The sequence below is a fragment of the Streptomyces sp. NPDC050509 genome, from assembly GCF_044457965.1.
Lineage (GTDB): Bacteria > Actinomycetota > Actinomycetes > Streptomycetales > Streptomycetaceae > Streptomyces.
In genome coordinates this window covers 458,738-481,950 of record NZ_JBITHL010000006.1, presented here as the reverse complement: position 1 = coordinate 481,950, position 23,213 = coordinate 458,738, and the positions used below count along the sequence as shown (strand labels likewise).

General features: G+C 68.0%; 26 protein-coding genes, 4 tRNA genes and 2 pseudogenes. 8 read left to right on the top strand and 24 right to left on the bottom strand.

The annotated features are described in order from the left end of the window. The first annotated feature begins 187 nt into the window (after positions 1–187). Positions 188–262 (top strand) — tRNA-Leu (locus ACIBJC_RS20275). Between the two features lie 78 nt (positions 263–340). On the opposite strand, the gene ACIBJC_RS20270 is transcribed toward ACIBJC_RS20275, so the two are convergent. Further along, positions 341–910 carry a TetR/AcrR family transcriptional regulator gene (locus ACIBJC_RS20270; RefSeq protein WP_399294158.1) on the bottom strand — a complete coding sequence of 190 codons (570 nt, stop codon included), beginning with the start codon at positions 908–910 and terminating at the stop codon, positions 341–343. 116 nt (positions 911–1,026) lie between these two features. On the opposite strand from ACIBJC_RS20270, the gene ACIBJC_RS20265 reads away from it, so the two are divergent. Beyond that, a complete protein-coding gene (locus ACIBJC_RS20265) occupies positions 1,027–1,764 on the top strand; it encodes an SDR family oxidoreductase (protein ID WP_399294155.1) in 738 nt (245 codons plus the stop codon). 190 nt (positions 1,765–1,954) lie between these two features. Here the strand turns inward: ACIBJC_RS20265 and dgoD are convergent, their stop codons facing one another. The 5 genes from dgoD to ACIBJC_RS20240 are packed head-to-tail and all read right to left on the bottom strand — an operon-like array spanning position 1,955 to position 6,897. Beyond that, positions 1,955–3,106 (bottom strand): galactonate dehydratase, encoded by a 1,152-nt coding sequence (gene dgoD, locus ACIBJC_RS20260; RefSeq protein WP_399294152.1) that lies wholly within the window; start codon positions 3,104–3,106, stop codon positions 1,955–1,957. Next, positions 3,103–3,753, bottom strand: coding sequence for a bifunctional 4-hydroxy-2-oxoglutarate aldolase/2-dehydro-3-deoxy-phosphogluconate aldolase (locus ACIBJC_RS20255; RefSeq protein WP_399294149.1), 651 nt, complete (start codon positions 3,751–3,753; stop codon positions 3,103–3,105). The genes dgoD and ACIBJC_RS20255 overlap by 4 nt, the downstream gene beginning before the upstream one ends. Positions 3,754–3,794: 41 nt before the next feature. Then, on the bottom strand, positions 3,795–4,538 hold the full coding sequence (locus ACIBJC_RS20250) for an IclR family transcriptional regulator (RefSeq protein ID WP_399294146.1): 744 nt from the start codon (positions 4,536–4,538) through the stop codon (positions 3,795–3,797). After that, a complete protein-coding gene (locus ACIBJC_RS20245) occupies positions 4,535–5,509 on the bottom strand; it encodes a sugar kinase (protein ID WP_399294143.1) in 975 nt (324 codons plus the stop codon). The genes ACIBJC_RS20250 and ACIBJC_RS20245 overlap by 4 nt, the downstream gene beginning before the upstream one ends. Positions 5,510–5,514: 5 nt before the next feature. Further along, on the bottom strand, positions 5,515–6,897 hold the full coding sequence (locus ACIBJC_RS20240) for an MFS transporter (RefSeq protein WP_399294140.1): 1,383 nt from the start codon (positions 6,895–6,897) through the stop codon (positions 5,515–5,517). Between the two features lie 223 nt (positions 6,898–7,120). On the opposite strand from ACIBJC_RS20240, the pseudogene ACIBJC_RS20235 reads away from it, so the two are divergent. Beyond that, positions 7,121–7,435: pseudogene (locus ACIBJC_RS20235) on the top strand (SDR family NAD(P)-dependent oxidoreductase); the annotation flags it as partial. Positions 7,436–7,742: 307 nt separating this feature from the next. On the opposite strand, the gene ACIBJC_RS20230 reads toward ACIBJC_RS20235, so the two are convergent. From ACIBJC_RS20230 to ACIBJC_RS20180, 11 genes are all read right to left on the bottom strand, one after another. Further along, entirely contained in the window at positions 7,743–8,975 is a 1,233-nt protein-coding gene (locus tag ACIBJC_RS20230) for a glutaminase (RefSeq protein ID WP_399294137.1), read from the bottom strand. Positions 8,976–9,044: 69 nt separating this feature from the next. Next, the gene (locus tag ACIBJC_RS20225) at positions 9,045–9,317 is read right to left on the bottom strand and encodes an N-acetyltransferase (RefSeq protein WP_399294134.1); all 273 of its coding nucleotides are present in this window, start codon (positions 9,315–9,317) and stop codon (positions 9,045–9,047) included. A gap of 200 nt (positions 9,318–9,517) precedes the next feature. Then, the gene (locus ACIBJC_RS20220; RefSeq protein WP_399294131.1) at positions 9,518–10,405 is read right to left on the bottom strand and encodes an alpha/beta fold hydrolase; all 888 of its coding nucleotides are present in this window, start codon (positions 10,403–10,405) and stop codon (positions 9,518–9,520) included. 249 nt (positions 10,406–10,654) lie between these two features. Beyond that, entirely contained in the window at positions 10,655–11,044 is a 390-nt protein-coding gene (locus ACIBJC_RS20215; protein WP_399294128.1) for a nuclear transport factor 2 family protein, read from the bottom strand. A 2-nt stretch (positions 11,045–11,046) separates the two neighbouring features. Next, positions 11,047–11,358, bottom strand: a complete 312-nt coding sequence (locus ACIBJC_RS20210) for a MoaF-related domain-containing protein (protein ID WP_399294125.1) — start codon at positions 11,356–11,358, stop codon at positions 11,047–11,049. Positions 11,359–11,471: 113 nt separating this feature from the next. After that, positions 11,472–11,726, bottom strand: a complete 255-nt coding sequence (locus ACIBJC_RS20205) for a zinc-binding dehydrogenase (RefSeq protein WP_399294286.1) — start codon at positions 11,724–11,726, stop codon at positions 11,472–11,474. Beyond that, positions 11,645–11,947, bottom strand: a complete 303-nt coding sequence (locus ACIBJC_RS20200) for an alcohol dehydrogenase catalytic domain-containing protein (RefSeq protein ID WP_399294122.1) — start codon at positions 11,945–11,947, stop codon at positions 11,645–11,647. The genes ACIBJC_RS20205 and ACIBJC_RS20200 overlap by 82 nt, the downstream gene beginning before the upstream one ends. Before the next feature lie 66 nt (positions 11,948–12,013). Beyond that, positions 12,014–12,307 carry a (4Fe-4S)-binding protein gene (locus tag ACIBJC_RS20195; protein WP_399294119.1) on the bottom strand — a complete coding sequence of 98 codons (294 nt, stop codon included), beginning with the start codon at positions 12,305–12,307 and terminating at the stop codon, positions 12,014–12,016. A 31-nt stretch (positions 12,308–12,338) separates the two neighbouring features. Then, positions 12,339–12,647 carry a GNAT family N-acetyltransferase gene (locus ACIBJC_RS20190; protein ID WP_399294116.1) on the bottom strand — a complete coding sequence of 103 codons (309 nt, stop codon included), beginning with the start codon at positions 12,645–12,647 and terminating at the stop codon, positions 12,339–12,341. Between the two features lie 276 nt (positions 12,648–12,923). Continuing rightward, positions 12,924–14,177 carry an amino acid ABC transporter substrate-binding protein gene (locus tag ACIBJC_RS20185; protein WP_399294283.1) on the bottom strand — a complete coding sequence of 418 codons (1,254 nt, stop codon included), beginning with the start codon at positions 14,175–14,177 and terminating at the stop codon, positions 12,924–12,926. Next, positions 14,119–14,775 (bottom strand): hydrolase, encoded by a 657-nt coding sequence (locus ACIBJC_RS20180; protein WP_399294113.1) that lies wholly within the window; start codon positions 14,773–14,775, stop codon positions 14,119–14,121. The genes ACIBJC_RS20185 and ACIBJC_RS20180 overlap by 59 nt, the downstream gene beginning before the upstream one ends. A 210-nt stretch (positions 14,776–14,985) precedes the next feature. Between ACIBJC_RS20180 and ACIBJC_RS20175 the strand changes: the two are divergent. Further along, positions 14,986–15,182, top strand: a pseudogene (locus ACIBJC_RS20175) (transposase); the annotation flags it as partial. A 53-nt stretch (positions 15,183–15,235) separates the two neighbouring features. Here the strand turns inward: ACIBJC_RS20175 and ACIBJC_RS20170 are convergent. From ACIBJC_RS20170 to ACIBJC_RS20155, 4 genes are all read right to left on the bottom strand, one after another. After that, on the bottom strand, positions 15,236–16,342 hold the full coding sequence (locus ACIBJC_RS20170; RefSeq protein ID WP_399294280.1) for an LLM class flavin-dependent oxidoreductase: 1,107 nt from the start codon (positions 16,340–16,342) through the stop codon (positions 15,236–15,238). Positions 16,343–16,665: 323 nt separating this feature from the next. Beyond that, positions 16,666–17,133 (bottom strand): MarR family winged helix-turn-helix transcriptional regulator, encoded by a 468-nt coding sequence (locus tag ACIBJC_RS20165; RefSeq protein WP_399294110.1) that lies wholly within the window; start codon positions 17,131–17,133, stop codon positions 16,666–16,668. 349 nt (positions 17,134–17,482) lie between these two features. Next, complete coding sequence (locus tag ACIBJC_RS20160; RefSeq protein ID WP_399294107.1) at positions 17,483–18,202, bottom strand: ABC transporter permease; 720 nt, start codon at positions 18,200–18,202, stop codon at positions 17,483–17,485. 36 nt (positions 18,203–18,238) lie between these two features. Then, positions 18,239–19,120 carry an ABC transporter ATP-binding protein gene (locus ACIBJC_RS20155; protein WP_399294104.1) on the bottom strand — a complete coding sequence of 294 codons (882 nt, stop codon included), beginning with the start codon at positions 19,118–19,120 and terminating at the stop codon, positions 18,239–18,241. Positions 19,121–19,254: 134 nt separating this feature from the next. On the opposite strand from ACIBJC_RS20155, the gene ACIBJC_RS20150 reads away from it, so the two are divergent. The 3 genes from ACIBJC_RS20150 (at position 19,255) to ACIBJC_RS20140 (ending at position 21,941) form a co-directional block, all read left to right on the top strand. Then, positions 19,255–20,382, top strand: coding sequence for a sensor histidine kinase (locus ACIBJC_RS20150; RefSeq protein ID WP_399294101.1), 1,128 nt, complete (start codon positions 19,255–19,257; stop codon positions 20,380–20,382). Next, the gene (locus tag ACIBJC_RS20145) at positions 20,379–20,981 is read left to right on the top strand and encodes a response regulator (protein ID WP_399294098.1); all 603 of its coding nucleotides are present in this window, start codon (positions 20,379–20,381) and stop codon (positions 20,979–20,981) included. Before ACIBJC_RS20150 ends, ACIBJC_RS20145 begins: the two co-directional genes overlap by 4 nt. 444 nt (positions 20,982–21,425) lie before the next feature. After that, positions 21,426–21,941: a transposase family protein gene (locus ACIBJC_RS20140; RefSeq protein ID WP_399294095.1), complete on the top strand. Its 516-nt coding sequence runs from the start codon at positions 21,426–21,428 to the stop codon at positions 21,939–21,941. 253 nt (positions 21,942–22,194) lie between these two features. On the opposite strand, the gene ACIBJC_RS20135 is transcribed toward ACIBJC_RS20140, so the two are convergent. From ACIBJC_RS20135 to ACIBJC_RS20125, 3 genes are all read right to left on the bottom strand, one after another. Next, positions 22,195–22,268 (bottom strand) — tRNA-Ile (locus ACIBJC_RS20135). A gap of 258 nt (positions 22,269–22,526) precedes the next feature. Further along, positions 22,527–22,599: transfer RNA gene (locus tag ACIBJC_RS20130), tRNA-Asn, on the bottom strand. 5 nt (positions 22,600–22,604) lie between these two features. Further along, a tRNA-Asn gene (locus ACIBJC_RS20125) sits at positions 22,605–22,677 on the bottom strand. A gap of 218 nt (positions 22,678–22,895) precedes the next feature. Between ACIBJC_RS20125 and ACIBJC_RS20120 the strand changes: the two genes are divergently transcribed. Next, complete coding sequence (locus ACIBJC_RS20120) at positions 22,896–23,207, top strand: YtxH domain-containing protein (protein WP_329827234.1); 312 nt, start codon at positions 22,896–22,898, stop codon at positions 23,205–23,207. Positions 23,208–23,213: the final 6 nt, after the last annotated feature.

Sequence of the window (23,213 nt, the reverse complement as noted above, 5' to 3'; positions counted from 1 at the left end):
TACCCGTACTCACGTTCCCACCCGCGATCGGACGGGTCCGACAGGCCCGGCGGAGAACACCGAAGGAGCACACCGGAGGAGAACGCCGAAGGAGAACGCCGGAGGGGACCGCCGGAGGAACTCCCCGCTCGCAACCGCCCGTTACTCGATGGGCCGCGGCCCGCGCCGCGGCTACGATCACTCCACGGCGAGGTCGTAGCACAGAGGTAGTGCGCCTTTTCAGCGTGAAGGAGGACGCCGGTTCGAATCCGGCCGCCCCGCCCGTGCCCCTGCTCCCCTTTGGGAGGGCAGGGGCACATGCACGCGATCCTCGGCCACATCGCCCCCGGCGGTGGGGGTCTCAGCCACACGCTCCGGCGCGCAGCCCGTCGATGACGATGGCGAGCATGTGCCCGGTGCGTTCCTGCCAGTCCGGTCCGCTGTCGGTCCTCCACAGGAACGACACGAGCAGAAGGACCTCGTCGGCGTCGGCATCGGCCCGTAGCCGCTCCGCCGCCTTGCAGGCGGTGAGCAGTTGGTCCAGCGCGGCGATGACGGGCGGGTAGTACTGGCTGCCGAGGTCCGCGCGGGTGGCGGCCTCGATGGCCAGGGACGCCCCGTGTTTGATGCGGCCGTAGGCGGCGAGCTGGTCGAACCAGCGGCGGAGCGCCTCCAGCGGCTCGTGTTCTTCGAGAAGGCGGGGAGCCGCGTCGATGAGCGCCTCGACATCGTGCCGGTAGACGGCCAGAAGCAGGGCTTCGCGGTTCGCGAAGTGCCGGTACATGGTCCCCTGGCCGACCCCGGCCGTCTTCGCGATGGACTGCAGCGTCGCGTCGGGGCTGCCGGTGAAGGTGGTGCGCGCGATCTCGATGATGCGCGCGCGGTTGTCCTCGGCGTCCGAACGCGTCGCGCGTCGACGGGGCTGATCCACCTGGTGCTCCGATCCGGGCCGTGGCGAGCCCCATTGCCTATCCGGACACATGTCCGCTATCGTGAAATCACACCGGCCACATGTCCGCTTATCCGATTCTAGAACGGCGGTACCGCATGTCAGGCATCGAGGGCAAGGTCGTGGCGATCACCGGAGCGAGCAGCGGGATCGGCGCCGCCACCGCGCGGCTGCTGGCCCAGGGCGGGGCGAAGCTCGTACTCGGGGCGCGCCGTGAGCAACGACTCGCCGACCTGGCCGACGAACTCCGGGCCAAGGGCTGCGACATCGCGTTCCGGGCGGTCGACGTCCGCCGTCGCGAGGATCTGGCCGGCCTGGTGGCGCTCGCCCAGGACAGGTTCGGCCACCTGGACGTCCTGGTCGGCAACGCCGGGACCGGGCCGCTGTCACTGCTCGACAAACTGCGGGTGGACGACTGGGACGCGATGATCGACGTCAACGTGAAGGGGCTCCTCCACGGCATCGCCGCGGCCCTCCCCGTCTTCCGGAGCCAGGGGCACGGCCAGTTCGTGCACACCCTGTCGACCTCCGCCCACAAGACGGTCCCCGCCCAGGCGGTCTACTCCGCCTCCAAGTCCGCCGCCCACGCCCTCACCGAAGGCCTGCGCCAGGAGGCCGGCCCGTCGATCCGGGTCTCCATGGTCTCGCCGGGCTTCGTGGCCACCGACTTCATCGAATCCGTAGCCGACCCTGACCTGCGCGCGAGCCTGAACGAGTCGAAGGAAGCGATGGCCATCCCGCCCGAGGCGGTCGCCCGAAGCATCCGGTTCGCGATCGAACAGCCCGTCGAGGTCGACGTCAACGAAATCATCATCCGCCCCACAGCCCAGGTCTGACACTCCCCCGGCACCGACACGGAAGTTCCCGCAGGGAAGCGTGCCGTCACACCGAGCCCGGTGTGATCCGCGGCGTGCGGGCCGAACACCGAAGGATGCCCGGGTCGGACGACTGCCCGTGAGGCCCGGCCCGGGCTTTCATGTCTCTTCCCCTGCACTCCTCCCCTGCGCTCCTCCCCTGCCGCTCGGCCTACCACTCGGTCAGTGATCCGTCGGTGTTGCGCCACACGGGATTGCGCCAACGCTGGCCCACCTCGGCGGCCTTGCGTACGGCGGTCTCGTCGACCTCGATGCCGAGTCCCGGCGCGGTCGGCCGGCTGATGTGGCTGTCGGAGAAGTCAAAGACGCTCTTGTCGACCAGGTAGTCGAGGAGATCGGAGCCGCCTCCGGTGTTGTAGTGGATGCCCAGGCTGGTCTCCTGGATCAGCGCGTTGGGGCTGGCGAAGTCGATCTGGAGGCTGGCGGCGAACGCGATGGGGCCGAGCGGGCAGTGCGGGGCGAGCGCCACACCGTACGCCTCCGCCATCGCGGCGATCCTGCGCACCTCGGAGATACCGCCGGCGTGGGACAGGTCCGGCTGTGCGACCGCGATCCCCGAACCGAGCAGGTCGCGGAAGTCCCAGCGCGAGTAGAGCCGTTCCCCGGTGGCGATCGGCACGGTCGTGGAGGAGCAGATCCGCCCGAAGTCGGCGGTCAGCTCGGGCACGATCGGCTCTTCGACGAACAGCGGGTGCAGTGGCTCCAGCAGGCGCAACGCCTCGCGGGCGACCGCGGGCGAGAGGCGCCCGTGGAAGTCGACGGCGATGTCGGCCGCGTCACCGATCGCCTCGCGTACGGCGGCCACGCGCCCTACCAGCAGGTCGAGTTCGGCCTTGGACTCCAGTGCGCGGGCCTTGCCGGTCCCGTTCATCTTGACCGCGTCGAAGCCCTGCTGCATCCGTTCCAGCGCGTGGTCGGCGACCCCGTCCGGTTCGTCGCCGGCGATCCACGAGTAGGTGCGCACCCGGTCCCGTACCGCGCCGCCGAGCAGTTCGTACACGGGCACGCCGAGGGCCTTGCCCTTGATGTCCCACAGAGCCTGGTCGATGCCGGCCACCGCGCTGGAGAGGATGGGCCCGCCCCGGTAGAAGCCGCCCTTCGTCATCACCTGCCAGTGGTCCTCGATACGGAACGGGTCCTGGCCGATGAGGTAGTCGGAGAGTTCCTCGACGGCCGCGGCGACCGTCGCCGTACGTCCCTCGACGACCGGCTCGCCCCATCCGGTGATGCCCTCGTCGGTGCGTACGGCCAGGAACAGCCAGCGGGGTGCGACGGAGAAGGTCTCCAGTGCCACGATCTTCATTGATCTGCCTTCTTTCCTGTGCCTGTGATCGACTCGATGAGTCCGGGCAGTTGTGCGAACTGGTCGGGGTCGGCCAGTGCCGACCCGAGTGACACCGCCGCGGCCCCCGCGCCGAGGAATTCCATGGTGTTGGCGAGGTTCATGCCGCCGGTCGCGACGAAGCGCGCCTGGGGGAACGGGCCGTGCATCGCGGCGATCCAGCCCGGACCGAGTTCAGCGGCGGGGAACGCCTTGAGCCAGGTGAGCCCGAGGGCCTCGGCCCGCTGGATGTCCGAGGCGGTCGCGACGCCCGGCAGGTGCGGCAGGCCCGCCGCGAGAGACGCCTCGGCGACCTCGCGGGAGAAGCCGGGGGCCACGGTGAAGCCCGCGCCGGCCTCCACCGCCCGCTCGACCCGCTCGACGGTGGTCACCGTGCCGGCGCCCACCACGGCTCCGCGCTCCGCACCGGCCTCGACCGCGGCGCGCAGCGCGGCCACCGCGGTCTCGTTCTGTACGGGCACTTCGACGAGCCGGATACCGACGTCCCACGCCCGTCGGCTCACCTCCACCGTGCGTGCGACGTCGAAGCCGCGCAGGATGGCCATGAGCGGCAGCGCGTCGAAGGCGTCCTGGAACAGTTGTCCGGACGCGGCATTCAAGGGGGGCATGGGGTTCATTGGGTTCGTGGGGTTCATTGGGGTCATGGGGCTCATTGGGTCCACCCGAGTGTGCGAGAGATGGCCTGTGCGGTGTGTCTGATGGCCGGGAGATGCGTGTGCAGAACGGTGAGGTCGGTCTGTGCCTTCAGCGCCGTCACCGAGATGGCCGTGCGTACCGTTCCGGTGCCGTCCCTCACCGGTACGGCGACACAGTTGACGAACGACTCGTACTCCCCGTCGTCCTCGGCCCAGCCGCGCGCCCTGACCTCGCGCAGCCGGGCGGCGAACGCGTCGGCCGTGGTCGGTGTGGTGTCGGTGAACCGCTCGTAGACGTAACCGTCCAGCAGCGAGACCCGTTCGTGGTCGGGCATGAACGCCAGGATCGCCTTGCCGACACCGGAGCTGTGCAGCACGACCGGCTTTCCGATCTGCGAGTACAGCCGTACGGTGCCCTGCGGTTCGACCTTGTCGACATAGATCACGCGCCCGTTCTCGACGGTGGCGATGTGCACCGTGAGCCGGAGCTTGCGGCCGAGCTCGGTGAGGAACGGGTGCGCGCTCGCCCGCAGATCGAACTGTTCCAGGGCGGCTGCCGCCAGTCCGGCGAGACGGTATCCGACGGCGAAGGTGCCGTCCTCCCGTTTACGGGCGAGACCGCCCTGGCAGAGATCCTGGAGCAGCCGCAGCGCGGTGGTCCGGTGCACACCGAACCGTTCGGCGATCGCGGCCGGGTGCTGCGGGCCTGTGCTGAGCATCTCCAGGATCTGGATGGCCCGTTCGACCGCCTGGCTCATCGGGCCGTTCCGTCCAGGTCGAGTGCCGGGCGGGGCGGGGCGGTATCCGGCTCCGGGTCGCGGCGCAGCGACGTGGCGTCGGCGTGGTCCTCGACCGAGCCGAGCGCGAAGGCGGCGACCCGGTGCCCCAGACGCAGCCTCTCGGCCGGGGGTTCGTCCCGCAGCCAGGCCGACAGGTAGCCCGCCGCGAACGCGTCTCCCGCGCCCACCGGTTCGACGACGTCGACCGGCTCGGCGGGGACGAAGGTGCCTGCTTCCGCTCCGGGTTCGAACAGCACCGCGCCGACCTCCGCGTTCTTCACCACCACGCTCACGGAGGGGCCGATCAGGTCGCGTACGTCCTCGGCGGTCGTGGTGCCCCAGACCTCCGCCGCCTCGTCGAGCCCGACGAACACGACGTCGGCCTGCCGGGCCAGGGCCAGCAGCGGCGCGTGGGCGTCTTCGGTACTCCAGAGCGCCGGACGGTAGTTGACGTCGAACGAGCGCAGGACCCCGGCCTCGCGCGCGTGGTCGAACAAGGCGGTGGCGGTACGGGCGCAGCCTTCCGACAGCGCGGCGGTGATTCCCGACAGGTGCACCAGACGCGCCGAGGCGATCGGGAGCGTGTCCAGGTACGCGGGGGTGAGCCGGGAGGCCGCGGACCCGGTCCGGTAGTAGTGCACCCGGGTGCCGTCCTCGCGGGAAGGGTCCTTGAAGTAGACAGCCGTCGGAGCGGACGGGTCCCGCTCGACGTGGCGCACGTCCACCCCGGGCCGGGCGACCGCCATGAGCACCCTGTCGCCGAGCGGGTCGCCGCCCACGCGGCTCGCCCACGCCACCCGGTGGCCCAGATCGGCGAGGTACTGTGCGACGTTCGACTCGGCGCCCGCGACCGAGAGGGTCGCTTCGCGGGCCGTGGCGAGCCGCTGGCCCTGCCGGGGTGTCACCAGGACCATGGCCTCCCCGAGGCACAGGACTTCGTGGTCTGACACTTCTTCTACACCTCTGCGTATTCGACGTCGATCGGAGTGCTGCCGTCACTGGCCCCGGACTTGATCGCCGTGCGGCGCAGCGCGCGGGGCGCGGTCTCCGGCAGCAGCATCACCGAAAGGGCGGTGATGACTCCCGAGAGTGCCATGTAACCGGCGAGCAGCCACGGACTGCCCCCTCCGGCGTGGACCAGCACGGTGGCGATGAACGGGGCGGTCCCGGAGAAGAGCACGGCCGTGCTCTCGCGGGCGAGCACCAGCCCGCTGAACCGCACTTCCGTCGGCAGCAGCTCGGAGTAGAAGGAGCCCGCGGGGCCGAAGATCATCGAGTTGAGCATCACGGCGAACGCGAGGCAGACGGCCAGGGAGATCACCGGCAGCGACTTCGTCCCGACGAGCAGCCAGAACGGCGCCGCGAACAGGGCGATCGCGATCCCGCCGCCGATCATCAGCGGCCTCCGCCCGTACCGGTCGGAGAGCCAGCCGCAGAGCGGTATGCCGAAGACGGAGACAGCGGCGGCGATGGTGATCGCGATGACCGCGACATTCGCCGGCAGTCCCAACTGCTGGGTGGTGTACGCGGGGAGGTACCCCTGGATGGAGTACGACGCCACGGACGTGGCGCAGCCCGCGCCGATCATCAGCAGGATGGTCCTGCCATGACCGCGCACGGCGGCGGCCAGCGGCGCCTTCTCCTTCTTGCCGTCGGCGACGGCTTCCTTGAAGGTCTCGCTCTCGTCGGCCATGTGCCGCAGGACGAAGCCGGCGATCACCACGACGACCGAGGCGAGGTACGGCAGCCGCCAGCCCCAGCTCAGGAACTTGTCCTCGTCCATCGACGACACGATCGCCATCGCACCGGACGCGGCCACCACCCCCAGGAACTCGCCGCCGCCGGGCAGCGCCGCGTAGAAACCGCGCTGGGTGGGCTTGGCGCTCTCGGTGGTCCACACGTACGCGCCGCCGAGCTCCGCGCCGACGCCGAGCCCCTGGAGGATGCGGCAGAACACCAGCAGGACGGGCGCCCAGATGCCGATCTGCTCGTACGTCGGCAGCAGCCCGATGGCGAGCGTGCCCACCCCCATCAGCACCAGGGTGATCTGGAGGACCGGCTTACGGCCCCACCGGTCGCCCAGGTGGGCCAGGACGAGCCCGCCGATCGGGCGCGCCGCGAACCCCACGGCGAAGGTGGCGAACGACGCCAGTGTCGCCACGTACTCCGACTCACCCGAAAAGAAGATCTTGTTGAAGACCAGCGCCGCGGACGTGCTGAAGAGGAAGAAGTCGTACCACTCCAGTACGGATCCCACCACGGCTGCCAGGGCATTGCGCTTGCGTGAGGCTGCCTGGGGATCGGCGTCGGGGGGTGTGGTCGGCCGGAGGTCTGCCATGCGTGCTCCTTTGCACGGGGCGGGGCAGGGCCGCTCGTACGACGCTGCGGCGCCGCAAGGGCCGGTGCCGCCCAAGGTGTTTCGGCTACGTTAACCTCACCCGAAGCGCCCTGCGCACACCTTGTGCACATACTGCACAGCACCGTTCCCGGCGCTCTCCGCCCACCCGAAGGGAACCCCCATACCTGCCGAGAACCCGTTCTCCCTGCACGGCCGGACCGCCGTGGTGACCGGCGGCGGTCGCGGCCTGGGCCGCGGCATCACCGAGAGCCTGCCGGCGGCCGGCGCGGACGTGGTCGTCCTGGCCCGCAGTCCGCTCGACGACGACCTGACGACGTACGCCCAAGGCCTCGGCCGCTCGGTCTCCCTGGTGGAGCTCGACCTCGCGGATCCGGCGGCGATCGCCACGCGGGCAACGGAGTTGCTCGCATCCACCGACGTGGACGTCCTGGTCAACAACGCGGGCCTCCAGGTCCGGCACCCCGCGGCCGAATTCCCGCTCGCCGATTTCGACGCGGTGCTGAACGTGAACCTGCGAGCGGTGTTCGACCGGCCGAGGAACCGGGAACGGGTGCGGCTGCCGCCGGCGCCAGGACCGGCGCGCCGTCCTGGTCCCAGAAGCTGGTCACGAGGAACGCGCCGTACGCCCCCTCGAACGCTTCGCCGGACTGCCCACGTTCCAGACGTCGGCCACAACCACCTCGGCACCCTGCCCGGCCGGCTCGCGAGCCTTTTCCGACGCCGCGTTGCGTGTCAGGGCGCGTACCGCGAACTCACCGTTCACCCATCGACCAGGATCGCCCTGGCCCGCGGCCGACCTTGCGGATCCAGGGGGATGGGGCCGGTCAGAAGGCGTCCGGGTAACTGCCGTCACCCAGATCAGGGTCCGGCAGCACGCCCGAGGGGTCGCGGACGGCGACCTTGCGTCCGTCCAGCCGCAGTCGGCGCAGCCCTTCGAGCGACATGCGACGGCCGACGTCGGAGAAGGAATGCACCCTGGTGACGTCCAGAACCACGTCGGCCGCGCCGTCCGAGTCGGCCATCAGGTCCAGGAGCTCCGAAGCGGCGGTGAGCTGAACGTTGCCCTGCAGGGCGAAGGTGACCGTGCCCCGTGACTCGCTCATGTCGACGGTATCGAGCCGGCCCCGATCGGAGGAGAACAGGTGCATCCCCATGTCCTGGGAGAGCCGCTCGAAGGCGAGACGCCCTCTCCGGCTGTTGCCGTAGGAGTCCAGGCGCGGGGAGAAGGTTCCGATGCCCACCCGGTCGGGGAGGACGCCGACGATGCCCCCGGCGACGCCGCTCTTGGCGGGGATTCCCACGCGGGTGAGCCAGTCGCCTGCCGCGTCGTACATCCCGGCCGTGGCCATCACGGCCATGACGTGCTGGGCGATGGCGGGGTCCATCACCCGTTCGCCGGTGACGGGCTGGATACCTCCGGTAGCGAGCGTCGCGGCCATCACGGAGAGGTCCCGGACGCTGACCAGGATCGAGCACTGGCGCGTGTATCCCTCGACGACGGAGGGCACGTCCCCGTCGAGAATGCCGTAGGTGCGCAGCATGTAGGCGATGGCAAGATTGCGGTGCGCGGAGACCAGCTCTGAGGCGCACACACGCTCGTCGACCTGCAGATCCCGGCCCGCGAGGCGGGAGAAGAACGTCACGGCACGGTCGACGCGATCGTCCTGGCCGGCCTCCGCGCCGACCAGGAGCGCATGCGTGGTGATGGCTCCGGCGTTGATCATGGGATTCTTGGGCCGGTGGGTGTCCCCTTCGAGGGAGAGCTCGTTGAAGGCCTCGCCTGATGGCTCGACCCCGACGGCATCCAGGACGCGGTCGAGGCCACGATCGATGATGGCGGCGGCATAGGCGAACGGCTTGGAGATCGACTGGATGGTGAACTCCGTGTCCGCGTCGCCGGCGGCGTAAGTGCGACCGAGCGTCGTGGTCAGCGCCATGCCGAAACGTTCCGGATCAGCTTCGGCGAGCTCCGGGATGTAGTCGGCGTTGGCGCCGCTGGTGTCGTCACGCAGGCTGTCGAGCACTTCGTCCAGGTAGTCGGGCACGGGAGTCTTCATGAGGCAGGTCCTTCTGTCGCACGCGGGAGAGGCGTCGCGGCCGGTGGCTTCGGTGCGCGCTTATGCGGTTCAGCGCAGAGCTCGGAGGTGCTCCGGGTTCACCGGGCCGGTGGCGTCGTCGAAGTCGCGGTGTGTGGAGAGGCACCTCTTGACGTAGGGGCAGACGGCCACGATGCGATGTCCCGCCTGGACGCTGGTGTTCAGAGCGGTGGAGTTATGGATGCCGGCGAGACCGCGACCTTCGAACTCATCGAAGACCACGGTGTGTTCGAAGATGCGCTGCGCTGATGTCGCCGAGTGCGACCGTGCCGAGGTCGCCGAGGCCGTTGAAGAGCGGGTCACGGATCTCGCGACGCCGGGGGCGAAGTACACGGCCGACGGGAAGCCGCCGGTCGTCGGTCAGCGTGGCTTCGGATGCGCGACGCCCACCCGCCGTGGGGCGGACAGGGCCGCCGGAGCCGGCAAGGGGCTCCAGGCGGGACCGAGTCCGGTCGGTCGTGGACGAGCCGGATCGGGGTGCGCCGTGAGTAAGGAACCGCACCTCAGTGGTCAACGGCCGATGACGAATGCTTTCCGCTCTCGTCGCGGATCTGGCCGAGGAAGGAGCGCAGGGCCGCATTGACCTCATCCGCGTGCGTCCAGAGCAACCCGTGTGGGGCGCCCTCGATCTCCACATACTGCGCCTCGGGCACGTCTCGCCGAAAGCGGCGGGCGGTAGCGTCGATGGGGAGGATCCTGTCGGCTGTGCCATGCAGGATCAGAGCTGGCTTGCCGCTGTCGCGGACCGCTTCGACGTCGGTGCGGAAGTCCTCGATCCACGCGGAAACGACCGCGTAGGCCGCCACGGGGGCACTCGACGTCGCCACGTTCCAGCTCGCGGTGACGGCCTCCTGGCTGATCCGACTGCCAAGGTTCTCCTCAAGATTGTAGAAGTTCGAGAAGAATTGCGTGTACCAGGCGTACCGATCACCTTTCGCCGCTGCCTCGATTCCGTCGAAGACCTCCTGCGGCACACCCTCGGGGTTGTCGTCCCGGGCGACGAGGAAAGGCTCCAGCGAGGCCAGGAACGCGAGCTTGGCGACCCTTTCATGCCCGAATTGCGCGACGTAACGGGCGACCTCGCCCGTACCCATCGAGAAGCCCACCAGGACGACGTCGCTAAGGTCGAGCGTCTCCAGCACAGCGTTCAGGTCTGCGGCGAAGGTATCGTAGTCATACCCGGAGTTCACCTTTGACGACTTGCCGAAGCCCCGACGGTCGTAGGTGATGACGCGGTATCCGGCGGCCAGCAGATTTCGCGTCTGACGCTCCCAACTGTGACCGTCCAGTGGATATCCGTGGATAAGGACGACGGGCTGGCCCGCACCCTGATCCTCGTAGTAGAGCTCGACCGGCGTGCTGTTCTCATTTCCTACGGTGATGTACCCCATTTACTCGTCCCTTCCTAGTCGCTGTGGGCGTCGAGGCCCAGAGGATCAGATCCCCTATGTTCCATGCTTGTTCTTGGACTGGCGCCGATGGCGCACATCCGCTTTCGAGCCTTCGCCGACCGACAGCGTGACGCACGACAAGCCGGCCGGGCCTCCAGACCCACCATCTTCGGATCGCGGTCCACCGCATCAGCTCAGCAGGGTGGAGCGGCGCGCCACGCTCCCGCCTGCCCGCCTGCCTGCCTGTTGTCAGACCATCGGGTTGCCGCTGACGGTCGCGTCGGGGAAGGTGAGGTCCTGGATGACGTCCCAGTGTTCGACGATACGGCCGTTGTCCAGCCGGAAGATGTCGACGATGACGACAGGCTTCGGCGCCCAGCCGTGGACGATGCTGTGGGTGAATACGAGGTCGCCCTGCGCGGCGATCCGCCTCGGCTCCCACGAGAAGCCCTCCAGGGTCGGCACCACAGCACGGAGCGTGTCCAGACCGTTGGGCATCTGGGGACTGTGCTGCACGTAGGGCTCAGCCCAGTACCGGTCGAGCGCGGTGATGTCCTTCTCCTTGAAGAGCTCGCGCATGGCGGTAAGCACGATTTCGGTGTTGCCCTGGGCCTGGTCAGCCGCGGTATTTCCGGTCATGGTCATGCTTCCTCGATAGTTCCGACAAAGTTGTGGAGAGTGCCGCCGACAGTCACGTTGGAATACAGCGTCCCGTTGGCGAAGTCCTCGACGTGGGTGACGGTGGCACCGCCGGCCTCGGTCCACGAGTTCAGGTAGACACCGTCACGGATCTTCTTCAGATCGAGCTCTACGGTCTCCGCGTGACCGTCGGGCGCGAGCCCGCCGCCCTTCTCGACGACGAAGCTGCCCTGCGTCTGCGAGTCGAAGGTGAACCGCACCTTCAGTGCGCCCAGGTTGAACTTGTAGCTCTTGCCGACCACATACTCGGTCATGGCGTTTCCTTCGATCTTGTTGCCGGACCGCCGACTGTTGAGTGGACGTCCGCCCCTGTGCAGCCATGGAACTCGTGAGGGCGTGCTGTCGTTGTTCGCGGGACGTCGTGCCCTTACGCGGGGAGCAGTACGAGCTCGCCGCCCAAGTGCCCCGACCGGCTGACTTCCAGTGCGGTAGCCACCTCGCCGAGGGGGTACGTCCGCTGGATCGGCACCCGCAGCCGCCCCGCCTCGATGAGGGCGAGGATGCCCCTGAGCGCTTGGGGCCCGTCCGCTCCCGGCTCGGTCATGTGGATCCGGATACCGCTCCCGGCCGCGTCGAAGACCGCGAGGGAGAGGACACGCGCCGGGCCGCCGGCGAGTTCGATGGAGTCCGGGATCTCACCGAGGCCGGCTCGGCGACCAGGGCGGCCGGGCCGGCGAGCGCGAACTGGGTGCAGGAAGGGGTGATGGAGGCTCCCAGCACCTCGTCCCCCACGCCGAAGGCGGTCACGCCTTCCCTCACCTGGTCGACCACACCGGCCACGTCGGACCCGAGACCACCCGGGAGGTCGAGGGCATCACCTGGCTCATGCAGCCATGCAGCCATGCAGGATCTTCCAGTCGATCGGGTTGACACCCGCGGCCCGCACCGTGAGCCGTACCTGGTGCGCGATCAACTGCCCGATGGAGTTGCGTGTGATCCGCGTGATCCGCGTGGGCCGGTTCGGAGGGCCTCCGCCCCGCCGTCCACGAGTTCGTACTGCAGCGCGCCCGAGGGACAGCGACGCACCACTTCGGCCAGACGCTCGGCCTCGGCTCCGTCGGGCCGGATCCACGGGCGCTTGCCCGTGTCGAAGACCTCCGGCAGGCCGTGGACGCATTCGGCGGCGTGCAAGCACCGCCCGGCCTCGAAGGTCACGGTGATCGACCGGCCCTCGTACGCCTTCTTCTCGGTTCCGCTGCTCATGCCGGCCTCCGTCGCTGCCATGCCTGGCTGTTCAGTCACTGACCTTGCTGCGGGACTGGTACAGCAGGTCCTGGTACTCGGGGTGCCGGGCGATCCACCCGGTGAAGAACGGGCACGTGGCCAGCACCCGCAGGTTCGCGGCACGCGCCTCGTCGAGGGCGGTGCGGGCCAGTGCTGCCCCGACTCCCCTGCCCTCGTACTCCGGCGAGACCTCGGTGTGTACGAACGCGACCAGCTCAGTGGTACGGATGTACTCCGCGACGCCCGCGACCTCGGTCTTCCCGTCGACCCGGGCCTCGTACCGCTTGGCTCCGGGAGCGTCGCTCACTTCCACTGCCATGTGTCCTCCTTCGATTCCTCCGCGTGAGTCTCGTTCCACACTAGCCCAATCCGGTTGACGCATCAACTTGTTCATCGATGAGGGCCATGGCGATGGCCACGGCGAGGGCAACACGAACTCGGCGTACAAGCCGACCGGCGACATGGTCCGGCTGATCGCCTGGCGGGTACGCCGATCGCGGACCGCGTCACGGCCGCCCTCAAGGCCTGGGCGAATCGATGACGGGTCGCCGGAATGTCCGGCGACCCGTTGCCGCAGGGCTGCGGTTGGCCTCCTTCACTCGTCGGCGAGCGCTTCCGCGTAAGGGAAGATGAGCTCGCCGGAGGAAGACTCCGGTGGGGACACGACGATCTGCCTCGACCCGTTCTGGAATTGACCGAGCTCATGGCCGGTAATTCCCTGGAACTGGACCTGCAGAACGCGCGGCTCCGACCACTCGCCCTTGACTCCGAACCTGACATCGCCCATGACGGTCGGGAAGGTCTTCTCCCGTGCATACGCCGAGAGGCTCGCGTCGTCGAAACCGCCGGTCGCTTCGACGGCCTGGGCGACCACCTGCATCTGGGCGTAGGCGAGTGGCACCATGTAGTGCCCCAGGAGGTCGACACCGGCTTCGCCGGCCCGTTCCTGGTAGGTGTTCAGTAGTTCCTGAACGCCCGGGAACATCATCTTGGGCACCGGCGCCCAGTACTCGTAGTTCACGAAACCGTTGAGCGACGGACCGAGTGCCGTCTTCACCGATGTGTTCTGCGGACCGATCATGGCACCGCCGACCATCTTCGGCCGGTAGTGGTGCGACCGGATGGTTCGTACCAGGCCGATCGAGTCGGCCAGGTACGAACACAGAAACAACAGATCACTGCCACTTTCCGCGACGGCGTCGACGAGCGGCGTGAAGTCCTCGGTCGACAGCGGATACGTGGCCTCGTGAACGACCTTGATCCCGTACTTCTCGGCATTGGCCTCGGCGCCGAGAAGGGGATTGCGCGAGAACTCGGCGTCGGCGGACACCAGCGCCACGGTGGTCGGCCGCGGGTTCTGTTCTGCCGCGAGTTCGAAGAACCCTTCGGTGAGTGCGGCGTTCGGGTCCGGCCCGGTGGGGATCATGGCGAAGTAGTTCGGATAGTTGAGCGCGTTGTTGACGCCGAGGCCCATGAGCCCGACGAAGAAGCGCTCCCGCTCCACTATCAACGGCATGGCCGGCAGCAGAGTGTTGGTGCCGTAACCACCGATGACGAGATCCACCTCGTCCTCGTCGATCAGCCGCTCGTAGATCCCGGGAACAAGGTCGGCGTTCCCTTGGTCGTCGTAGCGGACGAACTCGACAGGACGGCCCAGCAGTCCACCGCGAGCGTTGATGTCCTCGCGCCAGATCTCATGGGCGAGACGGGCCGACCGGCTGTTGTCCGCGAGGGAACCGGTCAGCGACAGGCAGTACCCGATACGGACGGGAGCCGGCGCCGTAGCTATGTCAGGCCTCGCTTCCGGTGGGCGTGGCCAGGAGCTGCAACTCCCAGGCGTAGGCCACACCGCTGGCACCGCCGTGCTGCGCCATGACCTCGACGGTGCCCGGTACGGTCTTCTCACGGGCCCAGTCGCGCTGCCACTCGGACATCACGGCAAGCCAGGTGATCGGGGTCACGCCCGCCTGGATCATGCGCCGCACCGCCATGTCGTGGGACTCCTTCGAGACACCGCCCGACGCGTCGGTGACGACGAAGACGTCGAAGCCCTCGCCCGCCGCCTGTATCGCCGGCATGGCCACACAGACCTCCGTCCAGAGGCCGGCGATGATCAGCTTCTTGCGTCCGGTCGCCTTGACGGCATCCACGACGCGCTCGTCCTCCCAGGTGTTGATGAAGGTCCTGTTGATCGGCTTCTGCTCCGGGAACACATCCTGCAGACCCTGGAGGAGAAGGCCGCCGCGCTCCTCCAGAACGGTCGTCAGAATGGTCGGGACGTCGAACGTCTTGGCGGCCTTGGCGAGCCCGACGGTGTTGTTGATGACCATCGTCGGTTCGTGGCTGTGCAGGTTGGCGACCTGGAACGGCTGGTGGTCGATCAGTACGAGAATGCTCTCCTCGGGCGTCAGCAGCGCGTTGAGTCCGGCCTTGTTCTCAGTGCTCATAGGATTCCCTTGCTGGAGCTTCGCGTCCACGGGCCTCAGGCAGCGCACCGAATCCTCGATGCCTTCAGTGAGCCGACTGCGGCCTGACCGGCCGGCGGCCCCCAACCACTTGGTTGACGCGTCACCCACACTAAACGCCGACCCTTGACACGTCAACTAGCCCTGGGGGAGGGCGAATCCAACGGCGGATCCGACGATCACGGCAGAGACATCAAGCTCCCGCGTTTCGCCTCGGGCTCGTTCGAGCCACAGCTCGTGAAGAAGCGGCAGCGGCGGCTGAGCGAAGTCGACGAGATGGTGCTGTCGCTGTCCGCAAAGGCCTCACCCACGGGGAGATATCGGCCCATCTCACCGAGGTGTACGACGCTCAGGTGTACGACGCCGAGGTGTCCCAGCAGACCGTCTCCACGCCATGGCGGTGACCGTGGACGGCACCCGCGACATCCTCGGTCGCCGCGCCTCAGACGGTCGTCCCGGTGGAGGATGCCTGCTCGGTGACGCGGGCGGCGACCAGTGAGGCGTGGGTGGGAGCGTCGGGCACGTCGGCCGGCCGGTTCTTGCCGAACTCCTTGCGCAGGACGGGCAGAACCTCCTCGCCGAGGAGGTCGAGTTGCTCCAGTACGGCCTTCAGCGGCACGCCCGCGCCGTCCACGTTGAACAGTTGGCGCTGGTAGTCGCCGAAGTGCTCGCGGAAGGTCAGGGTCTTGTCGATGACTTGCTGGGGACTGCCGACGGTCAGCGGTGTCTCATCCATGTACCGCTCCAGCGACGGCCCGCCGCCCATGATCGGTGAGCGGTCGAAGTAGGGGCGGAACTCGCGCAGCGCGTCCTGGGAGTTGGCCCGCATGTAGATGTGTCCACCGAGCCCGACGATGGCCTGTTCGGGGGTGCCATGGCCGTAGTGCGCGTACCGCTCACGATAGAGACCGATGAGCTTCTGGAAGTGTTCCGTGGGCCAGAAGATGTGGTTGGCGAAGAATCCGTCGCCGTAGTAGGCGGCCTGCTCGGCGATCTCGGGCGAGCGGATGGAGCCGTGCCACACGAAGGGTGGTACACCGTCCAGCGGCCGGGGCGTGGACGTGAACGACTGCAGCGGCGTACGGAACCTGCCCTCCCAGTTCACGACGTCCTCGCGCCACAGGCGGTGCAGGAGCGCGTAGTTCTCGATGGCGAGGTTGATGCCCTCGCGGATGTCCTTGCCGAACCAGGGATAGACGGGGCCGGTGTTGCCGCGGCCCATCATCAGGTCCACCCGGCCGTCGGCCAGGTGCTGGAGCATCGCGTAGTCCTCGGCGATCTTCACCGGGTCATTGGTGGTGATCAGCGTGGTGGACGTGGACAGGATGATGCGTTCGGTGCGCGCGGCGATCCAGCCCAGGATGGTGGTGGGAGAGGAGGGAACGAACGGCAGGTTGTGATGCTCGCCGGTCGCGAACACATCGAGCCCGACCTCCTCGGCTTTCAGCGCGATGGCGACCATGGCCTTGATCCGCTCATGCTCGGTCGGCGTCCGCCCGGTGATGGGGTCCTGTGTCACGTCACCGACGGTGAAGATCCCGAACTGCATAACACCCATCCCTGTATGGTTGATGTATCAACTCTCACGGCGAACGTGATGCCGGGTGCGGGTATTCCCGCCGCGGCGCCTCCGCCGCTCCGGCGAAAGCCCCCGCCCCTGGCGTGCGGCGCCACCATGGAGCCCACGGTTGACGAGTCGGCGACATTGCCCTACCGTGGCGGTTGATAAATCAACTAGGTCCGCGTCCCACCGTGCGGCCATGGGCAGCGCGGGGAAACATTGACCGGCAGCCCGCACATCAGAAATGCGCGCACCGAGCCGATGCGGGGCCGGCTTCACCCGGCCACGGACTCGCCGAAACCCTGATTCGGTCAGTCGGGCTGCGTCTCCATATGCGCGAGGACGCGGTTCGAGATCCGGGCGAGCGTGTCGAGTTCCTGCTGGGTGAGGGCGTCGATGAACAGTCGGCGAACCTGTGCGACATGCATGGGCGCGGCATCTTCGATCGCCTTGTAGCCGGCCGGGGTGGCGACGATGAACGCTCCGCGTCCGTCGTCAGGACATTCCTCCCTGGCCAGGAGTCCGCGCTTCGTCATCCGCCCGACCTGGTGGGACATGCGGCTCTTCTCCCACTCCACCGACTTGGCCAGGTCCAGGAAGCGCATCCGGCCATCGCCCCTCTCGGTGAGACTCACCAACACGATGTAGTCGGAGGCGGACATACGGGAATCAGCCTGGAGTCGGCGGGAGAGTCGCCCGATGAGCGTCTCCTGCATGCGGATGAAACTGTCCCAGGCAGCCTTCTGCTCCGAGGTCAGCCAGTGAGGCGTTGCGTTCATGGAGGGAGTCTAACGAGAACGTTGACAGCTCATCTATCCCGTTGACGTGGGTAATTCCGATCGATGCCCGGAATGTCTGGTGCGCTGTGGGCGTCGGCACCCTTTTCGCCTCACGGCTTGCGGCCGGTCACGGAAGGTGTCCTTGGAACGGGCGGCGGTAGCGGCACTCGCCGCCACGGTCACGACCTGCACGGCGGCAAGACCGACGGTGGAGTGGCGGACGACCAGTGTGTTGATCTCAGTACGACACGTTCGTGCTGGTGTGGCCCGGTTTCCGGGTCGTCTGTCATGTCGACACCAGTGACGGCCTCGTCGCCGGGCGCCGCAGGCCCGCGGCGCCCGGCCGGGCTCAGCGGCGTGGTTCCCAGCGAAAGAGGCGGGAGGCCAGCCCGACGGCGACGACGACCCAGCCCAGTGTGGGGACCAGCAGGATCAGGGAGTCCGCGACGGGTATGTCGCCGTCCCAGGCGTTGACGACCAGTTCGGTGGCGGCGCCGCCGGGAAGCAGCCGCTTGACCAGGGCGAGGTTTTCAGTGCCGGTGAGGCCTACCCAACTGGCGACCGCGATCACCGACAGGCTGACGGGTAGCGTGGTCACCTGAGCGTGCTCCGGCGAGTTCGTGAGCCCCGCCGTGGCGAGTGCCAGGCCGACCATCATGGTCAGCGTGGCCAGGACCGCAGCCGCGAGGAGCGGGATCTGGGACGGTTCGGTGGCGACCACGCCCAGCACGATCAGGATCGCGACCACCTGGACCAGCGCGATGACGGTGACGGGCAGGAGCAGCCCGGTGAGGATGCCGACGTCGCCTGCGGCGGTGGAGCGCAGCCGTTTGAGGAAGAGGTTCTGCCGACGCGAGGCCAGCGTGGTCACGGCCGTGGTGTAGAGCCCGAAGGCCATCACGGTGAACATCACGATCGCCGCGATGTAGCCGAGGCCGGCCACATCCTCGAAGATCTCGTGCTGGTAGACGAAGTACGCGCTGACGGCGACCGGCACGATAAGACCGGTGACCAGAACCAGTCGGTTCCGGAAGATCTGGATCAGCTCACTGCGAGCGATCGCGAACATGGGGTGGGGTCCCTTCGTGGCAGAGCGTTGGTGGGTTCAGCCGCCGGTGATGGCGCGGAAGACATCGTCGAGGCGGGTCGGACCGGCCTGCAGTTCCCGGAAGTCCACCCCGGCGTCGTGAGCCCAGCCCAGCAGGCGGTAGAGGTCCTCCTGCAGGCTGAAGGTCTCCACGCGGAAGGTCCCGTCCACGTGCAGAGCTCCCGTTGGCGGTTCGGGAGCGCCGGCCGGGAGGGCGAAGGTGATCACCGACGGCAGGGTCTGCGTCAGCTCGACGACGGTCCCCTCGCGGTGGAAGGTCCCCTGGTGCATGAGCCCGATGCGATCGGCCCGTTGCTGTGCTTCCTCCAGGTAGTGAGTGGTGAGCACGACCGTGGATCCCTCGTCGCGCAGCCTGTCCACGGCGGCCCAGAGCGCGTCGCGGGACTGGATGTCCAGGCCGGTCGTCGGCTCGTCCAGGATGACCAGCTCGGGCCCGCCGTACACGGCGGTGGCGAAGTCCAGACGGCGTTTCTCGCCGCCGGAGAGTTGCGACACCTTGGTGCCCGCCTTGCGGGTCAGACCCACGACGCCCAGAACGCGGTCGACGTCGTCGTGCCGCCGGGTCAGCGTGCCGATCAGCCGGACCGACTCCTTCACCGTGAGATCCGGAGAGAATCCGCTCTCTTGCAGCATGATGCCCATCCGTGAGCGCACGGCGGCGCGGTCGCGCGGGCTCTGCCCCAGGACGCGGACGGTGCCCGACTCGGCCGGCCGGTGTCCCTCGATGACCTCAAGGGTCGAGGTCTTTCCTGCGCCGTTCGTGCCGAGCAGCGCGTAGAACTCGCCACGCCCCACTTGGAACGACAGGTCCTTCACGGCATGGAAATCGCCGTAGCGGACGTTGAGATTCGTGACCTCGATGACTGCTGTGGTGGACATTCCTTGATTCCACCGGCCGTGACGCGCTCCCGGTAGTGGCTTCGCATCACGTCCACGCCATGACATTCCTGGGAGCCAGGCATGACGCAGTGTCACTGGTGTACCGGAAGCTCCGCACGGATACTGGCTGAACGATGTCTGAAATCACCGAGGCGACGACACAGGAACGGCTGCGCCGACTCAACCTGACCATGCTGCTCCCGGTGGTCGCTGTCGGTGGGGTGTACCTGGTGGCGCTGGACGCCGAGTCCTGGTCCGACGCTGTGGTCCTGGGCCTGGGTGTGGTCGCGACACTGGTGGCTTTCGTATCCTGGGCGGCAGGCACCCTGGCCCGGGTCGCCGTGCCGTGCCTGGTCCTCACCGCGGGCGTCTGGCTCTTCGGGGTGCTGGTGGCCGGGAGTGGGAAGGCGATCTTCGGCCTGTCCGTCGTGGGCCCGTTGGTCGTGCCGCGGCTGCGCCACCATCGTGGCGCGGCCGCCGTCACCCTGGTCGCCTACGTCGCCGTCGTGGGAGCGGCACGGTTCCTGATGACGGATGACGACCCGCGTCAGGTGCTGATCAGTTACGTCATCGTCCCCGCGGGCCTCACCGCCATCGTGACGGGGCTGATGTTCCCCAACAAGCAGTTCTACGACGTCGTCCACGAATTGGAGGAGTCGCGTCGGCGTGAGGCGGAGCTGGCCGTGGTGCGTGAGCGTATGCGGTTCGCCAGCGACCTGCACGACATCCAGGGTCACACCCTGCACGTGGTGAAGATCAAGGTCGCCCTTGCACAGAAGCTGGTGCACCGCGACCCCGGCCGGGCGGAGCAGGAGCTGCGCGAGATCCGCTCGCTCGTCAGCGACACCATCAGCCAGACCAAGGAGCTCGTCTACGCACAGCGTCGGCTCAACCTCCCCGCTGAGCTGGAGAATGCGAAGAACCTGTTCGAGGCCGCCGGCATCAAGGTGCACATCCGCCGCGTCGGTGACGCGGACGGTCGCGCGGGCGAGCTGCTCGGCCAGGTCCTGCGCGAGACAACGACCAACATCCTGCGGCACGCCCAGGCCCGGGAAGTCCGGATCACGTTGTCCGAGTCAGGCATCACCATCGTGAACGACGGCGTGCCGGACAAGCCGCTCCCAGAACTCAGTGGTCTCGCCGTTCTCGAACAACGCGTGGCCGACAACGGGGGAAAGCTCACGGTGGACCAGAAGAACGGGCGTTTCCTGACCGTCGCCGACTTCCCGTCGATCGGTCCCGAGGCACAGGAGGCTCGATGACCACAGTCGTACTCGCCGACGACGAGGCACTCTTGCGCAAGGCGCTCGCGGCGCTGCTGCCGCTTGAGGGCGACATCGTTGTGCGCGCGGAGGCCGAGGACGGCGAGGACGCCGTCCGCGCCACCCTGCGGTACCGGCCCGACGTGCTCGTCATCGACCTGGAGATGCCCGGCGTCGACGGGCTCAGCGCCGTCTCGGCGATCCGCAGCGTCCGGCCGGACCAGGTGATCCTCATGCTGACCAGGCACGCCCGGCCCGGGGTACTGCGCCGGGCACTGAAGCTCGGTGTCCAGGGATTCGTCACCAAGTCCGCTGAACCGGCGCACATCGCGTCCGTCATCGCGACCCTGCACGAGGGACGGCGCTGGATCGACCCGGACGTCTCCGCGCTCGCCCTCATCGACGACTGTCCCCTCACCGACCGCGAGATCGACGTCCTGCGCGCCACGGCCGACGGCTACTCCGCCGTCGACATCGCCGGTCAACTCCACCTCGCCGAGGGCACCGTCCGCAACTACCTGTCCAATGCGATGCGGAAGACCCAGACCCAGACCCGGCACGAAGCGGCGCGGTACGCCCGCGAACACGACTGGCTGTGACCACACCCGACGGGTGATGGGCCCGCCCCCTCCTCCTCATCTGCCGCTCTGCGGTACGCAAGCAGGAACCAGCCGGCGCCAGTCCGAGACCATCATCGGCGACTGCGTACCGACCGGATCGACCTCTACCACACCCATGACGACCGGGACGCGCCCCTCCCCGTAGATCGAGACAATCCCCGCGCTCGACGACCTCGTGAAGGCCGGCGCTCTACACACTCGGACGCCGCCGTGTGATGGCGGCATGGGTCGACTGTCCACGGAGCGGCACGCCTGCACAAACCGCTTGAGAGCCCACTCTCGTCCGCCCAGACCCACCCCGACCAGCACATCCGCCGCTGGGACGCCGCAGCGGACCACGACGAAGGCCGAGCCCAGCCGTCGCCCACCGCTTGGCAGTTACGGGACAACCCTTACGAGCTCACGCGTGGTGGGCGGCGGCGCGTGGAGACGGCGATCGTTGGTCATGGTCTGTGCGGTGGGGAACCGGCTCGTGCAGTGATCATCCGTAGTCAGCGAACTACGGGGCTGACGTCCGACGGGATCGCTGAACTCATCACCGAGACAGGGCCGTTGTGGCACGAGCGGCACCAGGCCGTACTCACCGCGCGTCCTCGCCACGGGGCGATGGATGCCGGGGCGAAGCGCAAACTGGTCTTCATCGACCGCCTGTTGGCCACGCTCGTCCACCTCCGCCACGGCGTCACGCACGACGTCCTGGCCTGCTGGTTCGGCGTCGACCGCTCCCCGAGTGGAGACGGACATCTCGCCGAACCACGGGACCATGTGGTTGCCGATGAACCTGGTGCAGTTGGTTCTGGTGCGCTCGGATATTTCCGTCAAGAGCCGTACGTGGGCATGAGCACAGACCGGGAACTTCCCGTATCCGGCAGCGACGGCTCGCTCGGCTCGACGAATCCTTCTCCCTTGACCGACCCCGGTGGCCATCGCTGTCCGTGACCGTTGACGAGGTCGCGGAAGCGGTCGGTCTGCTTGTCATCATCGAAGGTCTCGCGGCACCGGTCCCCGGTGCGGGAGACGCCGGCTCACCACACGACGCTGCAAGAGGGGTCTCCGGACTTCCGGTGACAGGTCTTGATCGAAGCCTTGAAAAAAATCGTACGGGACTTCGGTGTGGCGACCGTGTGGCGAACACCTCGCCGGTGTTAGCGTTCAAACGGCGTTCCCACAGGTCACGACGTTTCTGCTGGGGTGGGGCGGGTGGGACTCGAACCCACGGCCGACGGATTATGAGTCCGCTGCTCTAACCGGCTGAGCTACCGCCCCTAACGGCGCGTCGCGCACATTTGTGCGCGCCGTCTGCCGCAGCATAGCCGCTCATACGATCTCCTGCTTCGGATGGTCGGCATCACTTGACCATGAAGACTTCGCCGCGCGCCGCCCGGTTCCACGAACGTCTGGGTACAGCCGTACGAGGGACCTGAAGGTGTCGCGTGGATACCATTACGGGCCGATCGCAGGGGAAACGCAGCGAAAGCGGACATAACGAAAAAGGACCCCTAAGGGTCCCTTCCGTCTTTCTCGCTCCCCCGGCTGGACTCGAACCAGCAACCCTCCGGTTAACAGCCGAATGCTCTGCCAATTGAGCTACAGGGGACCGCGCTCCCCCGACTGGACTCGAACCAGTAACCTGCCGGTTAACAGCCGGCTGCTCTGCCAATTGAGCTACAGGGGATTGCTGCGTGTGCACCGAACGTACCTACCCCGGTCCTCCCGGGCGGCGCGCGTTCGCTGCGACACATACATTAGCGCAAGCAGGGGGGTGCTCCGCCAATCGGTATCGAGCCGGGTCACCTCGGGTGATGCCGGGCCGGGACGGGGTAGGCGGAGGGCACAGACCGACGGTCCGACGCCGGCGCACGGGACGCCGACATCAAGGAAGGCTGGGCAGCCATGCGGTACCGCCTCACGTTCATCGCCGGACTCGCTTGCGGATACGTTCTCGGAACGCGGGCGGGCCGTGAGCGCTACGAGCAGATCAAGAAGTCCGCGCGGCAGGTCTCGCAGAATCCGGCGGTGCGCAACGCCGCCGAGTCGGCCGCGCAGACCGGCCGCGAGGTCGCGGGCCGGGCGTACCACTCCGTGAACGGCGTGGTCGGGGAGAAACTCGGGGACAAGGTGCCCGACTCCGTCGCCCAGCGCGTCCGCTCCCTGCGGGAGCGGAGCCAGAACGGTCTCGACGACTGGGGTACCAGCAATACCTGATCACCC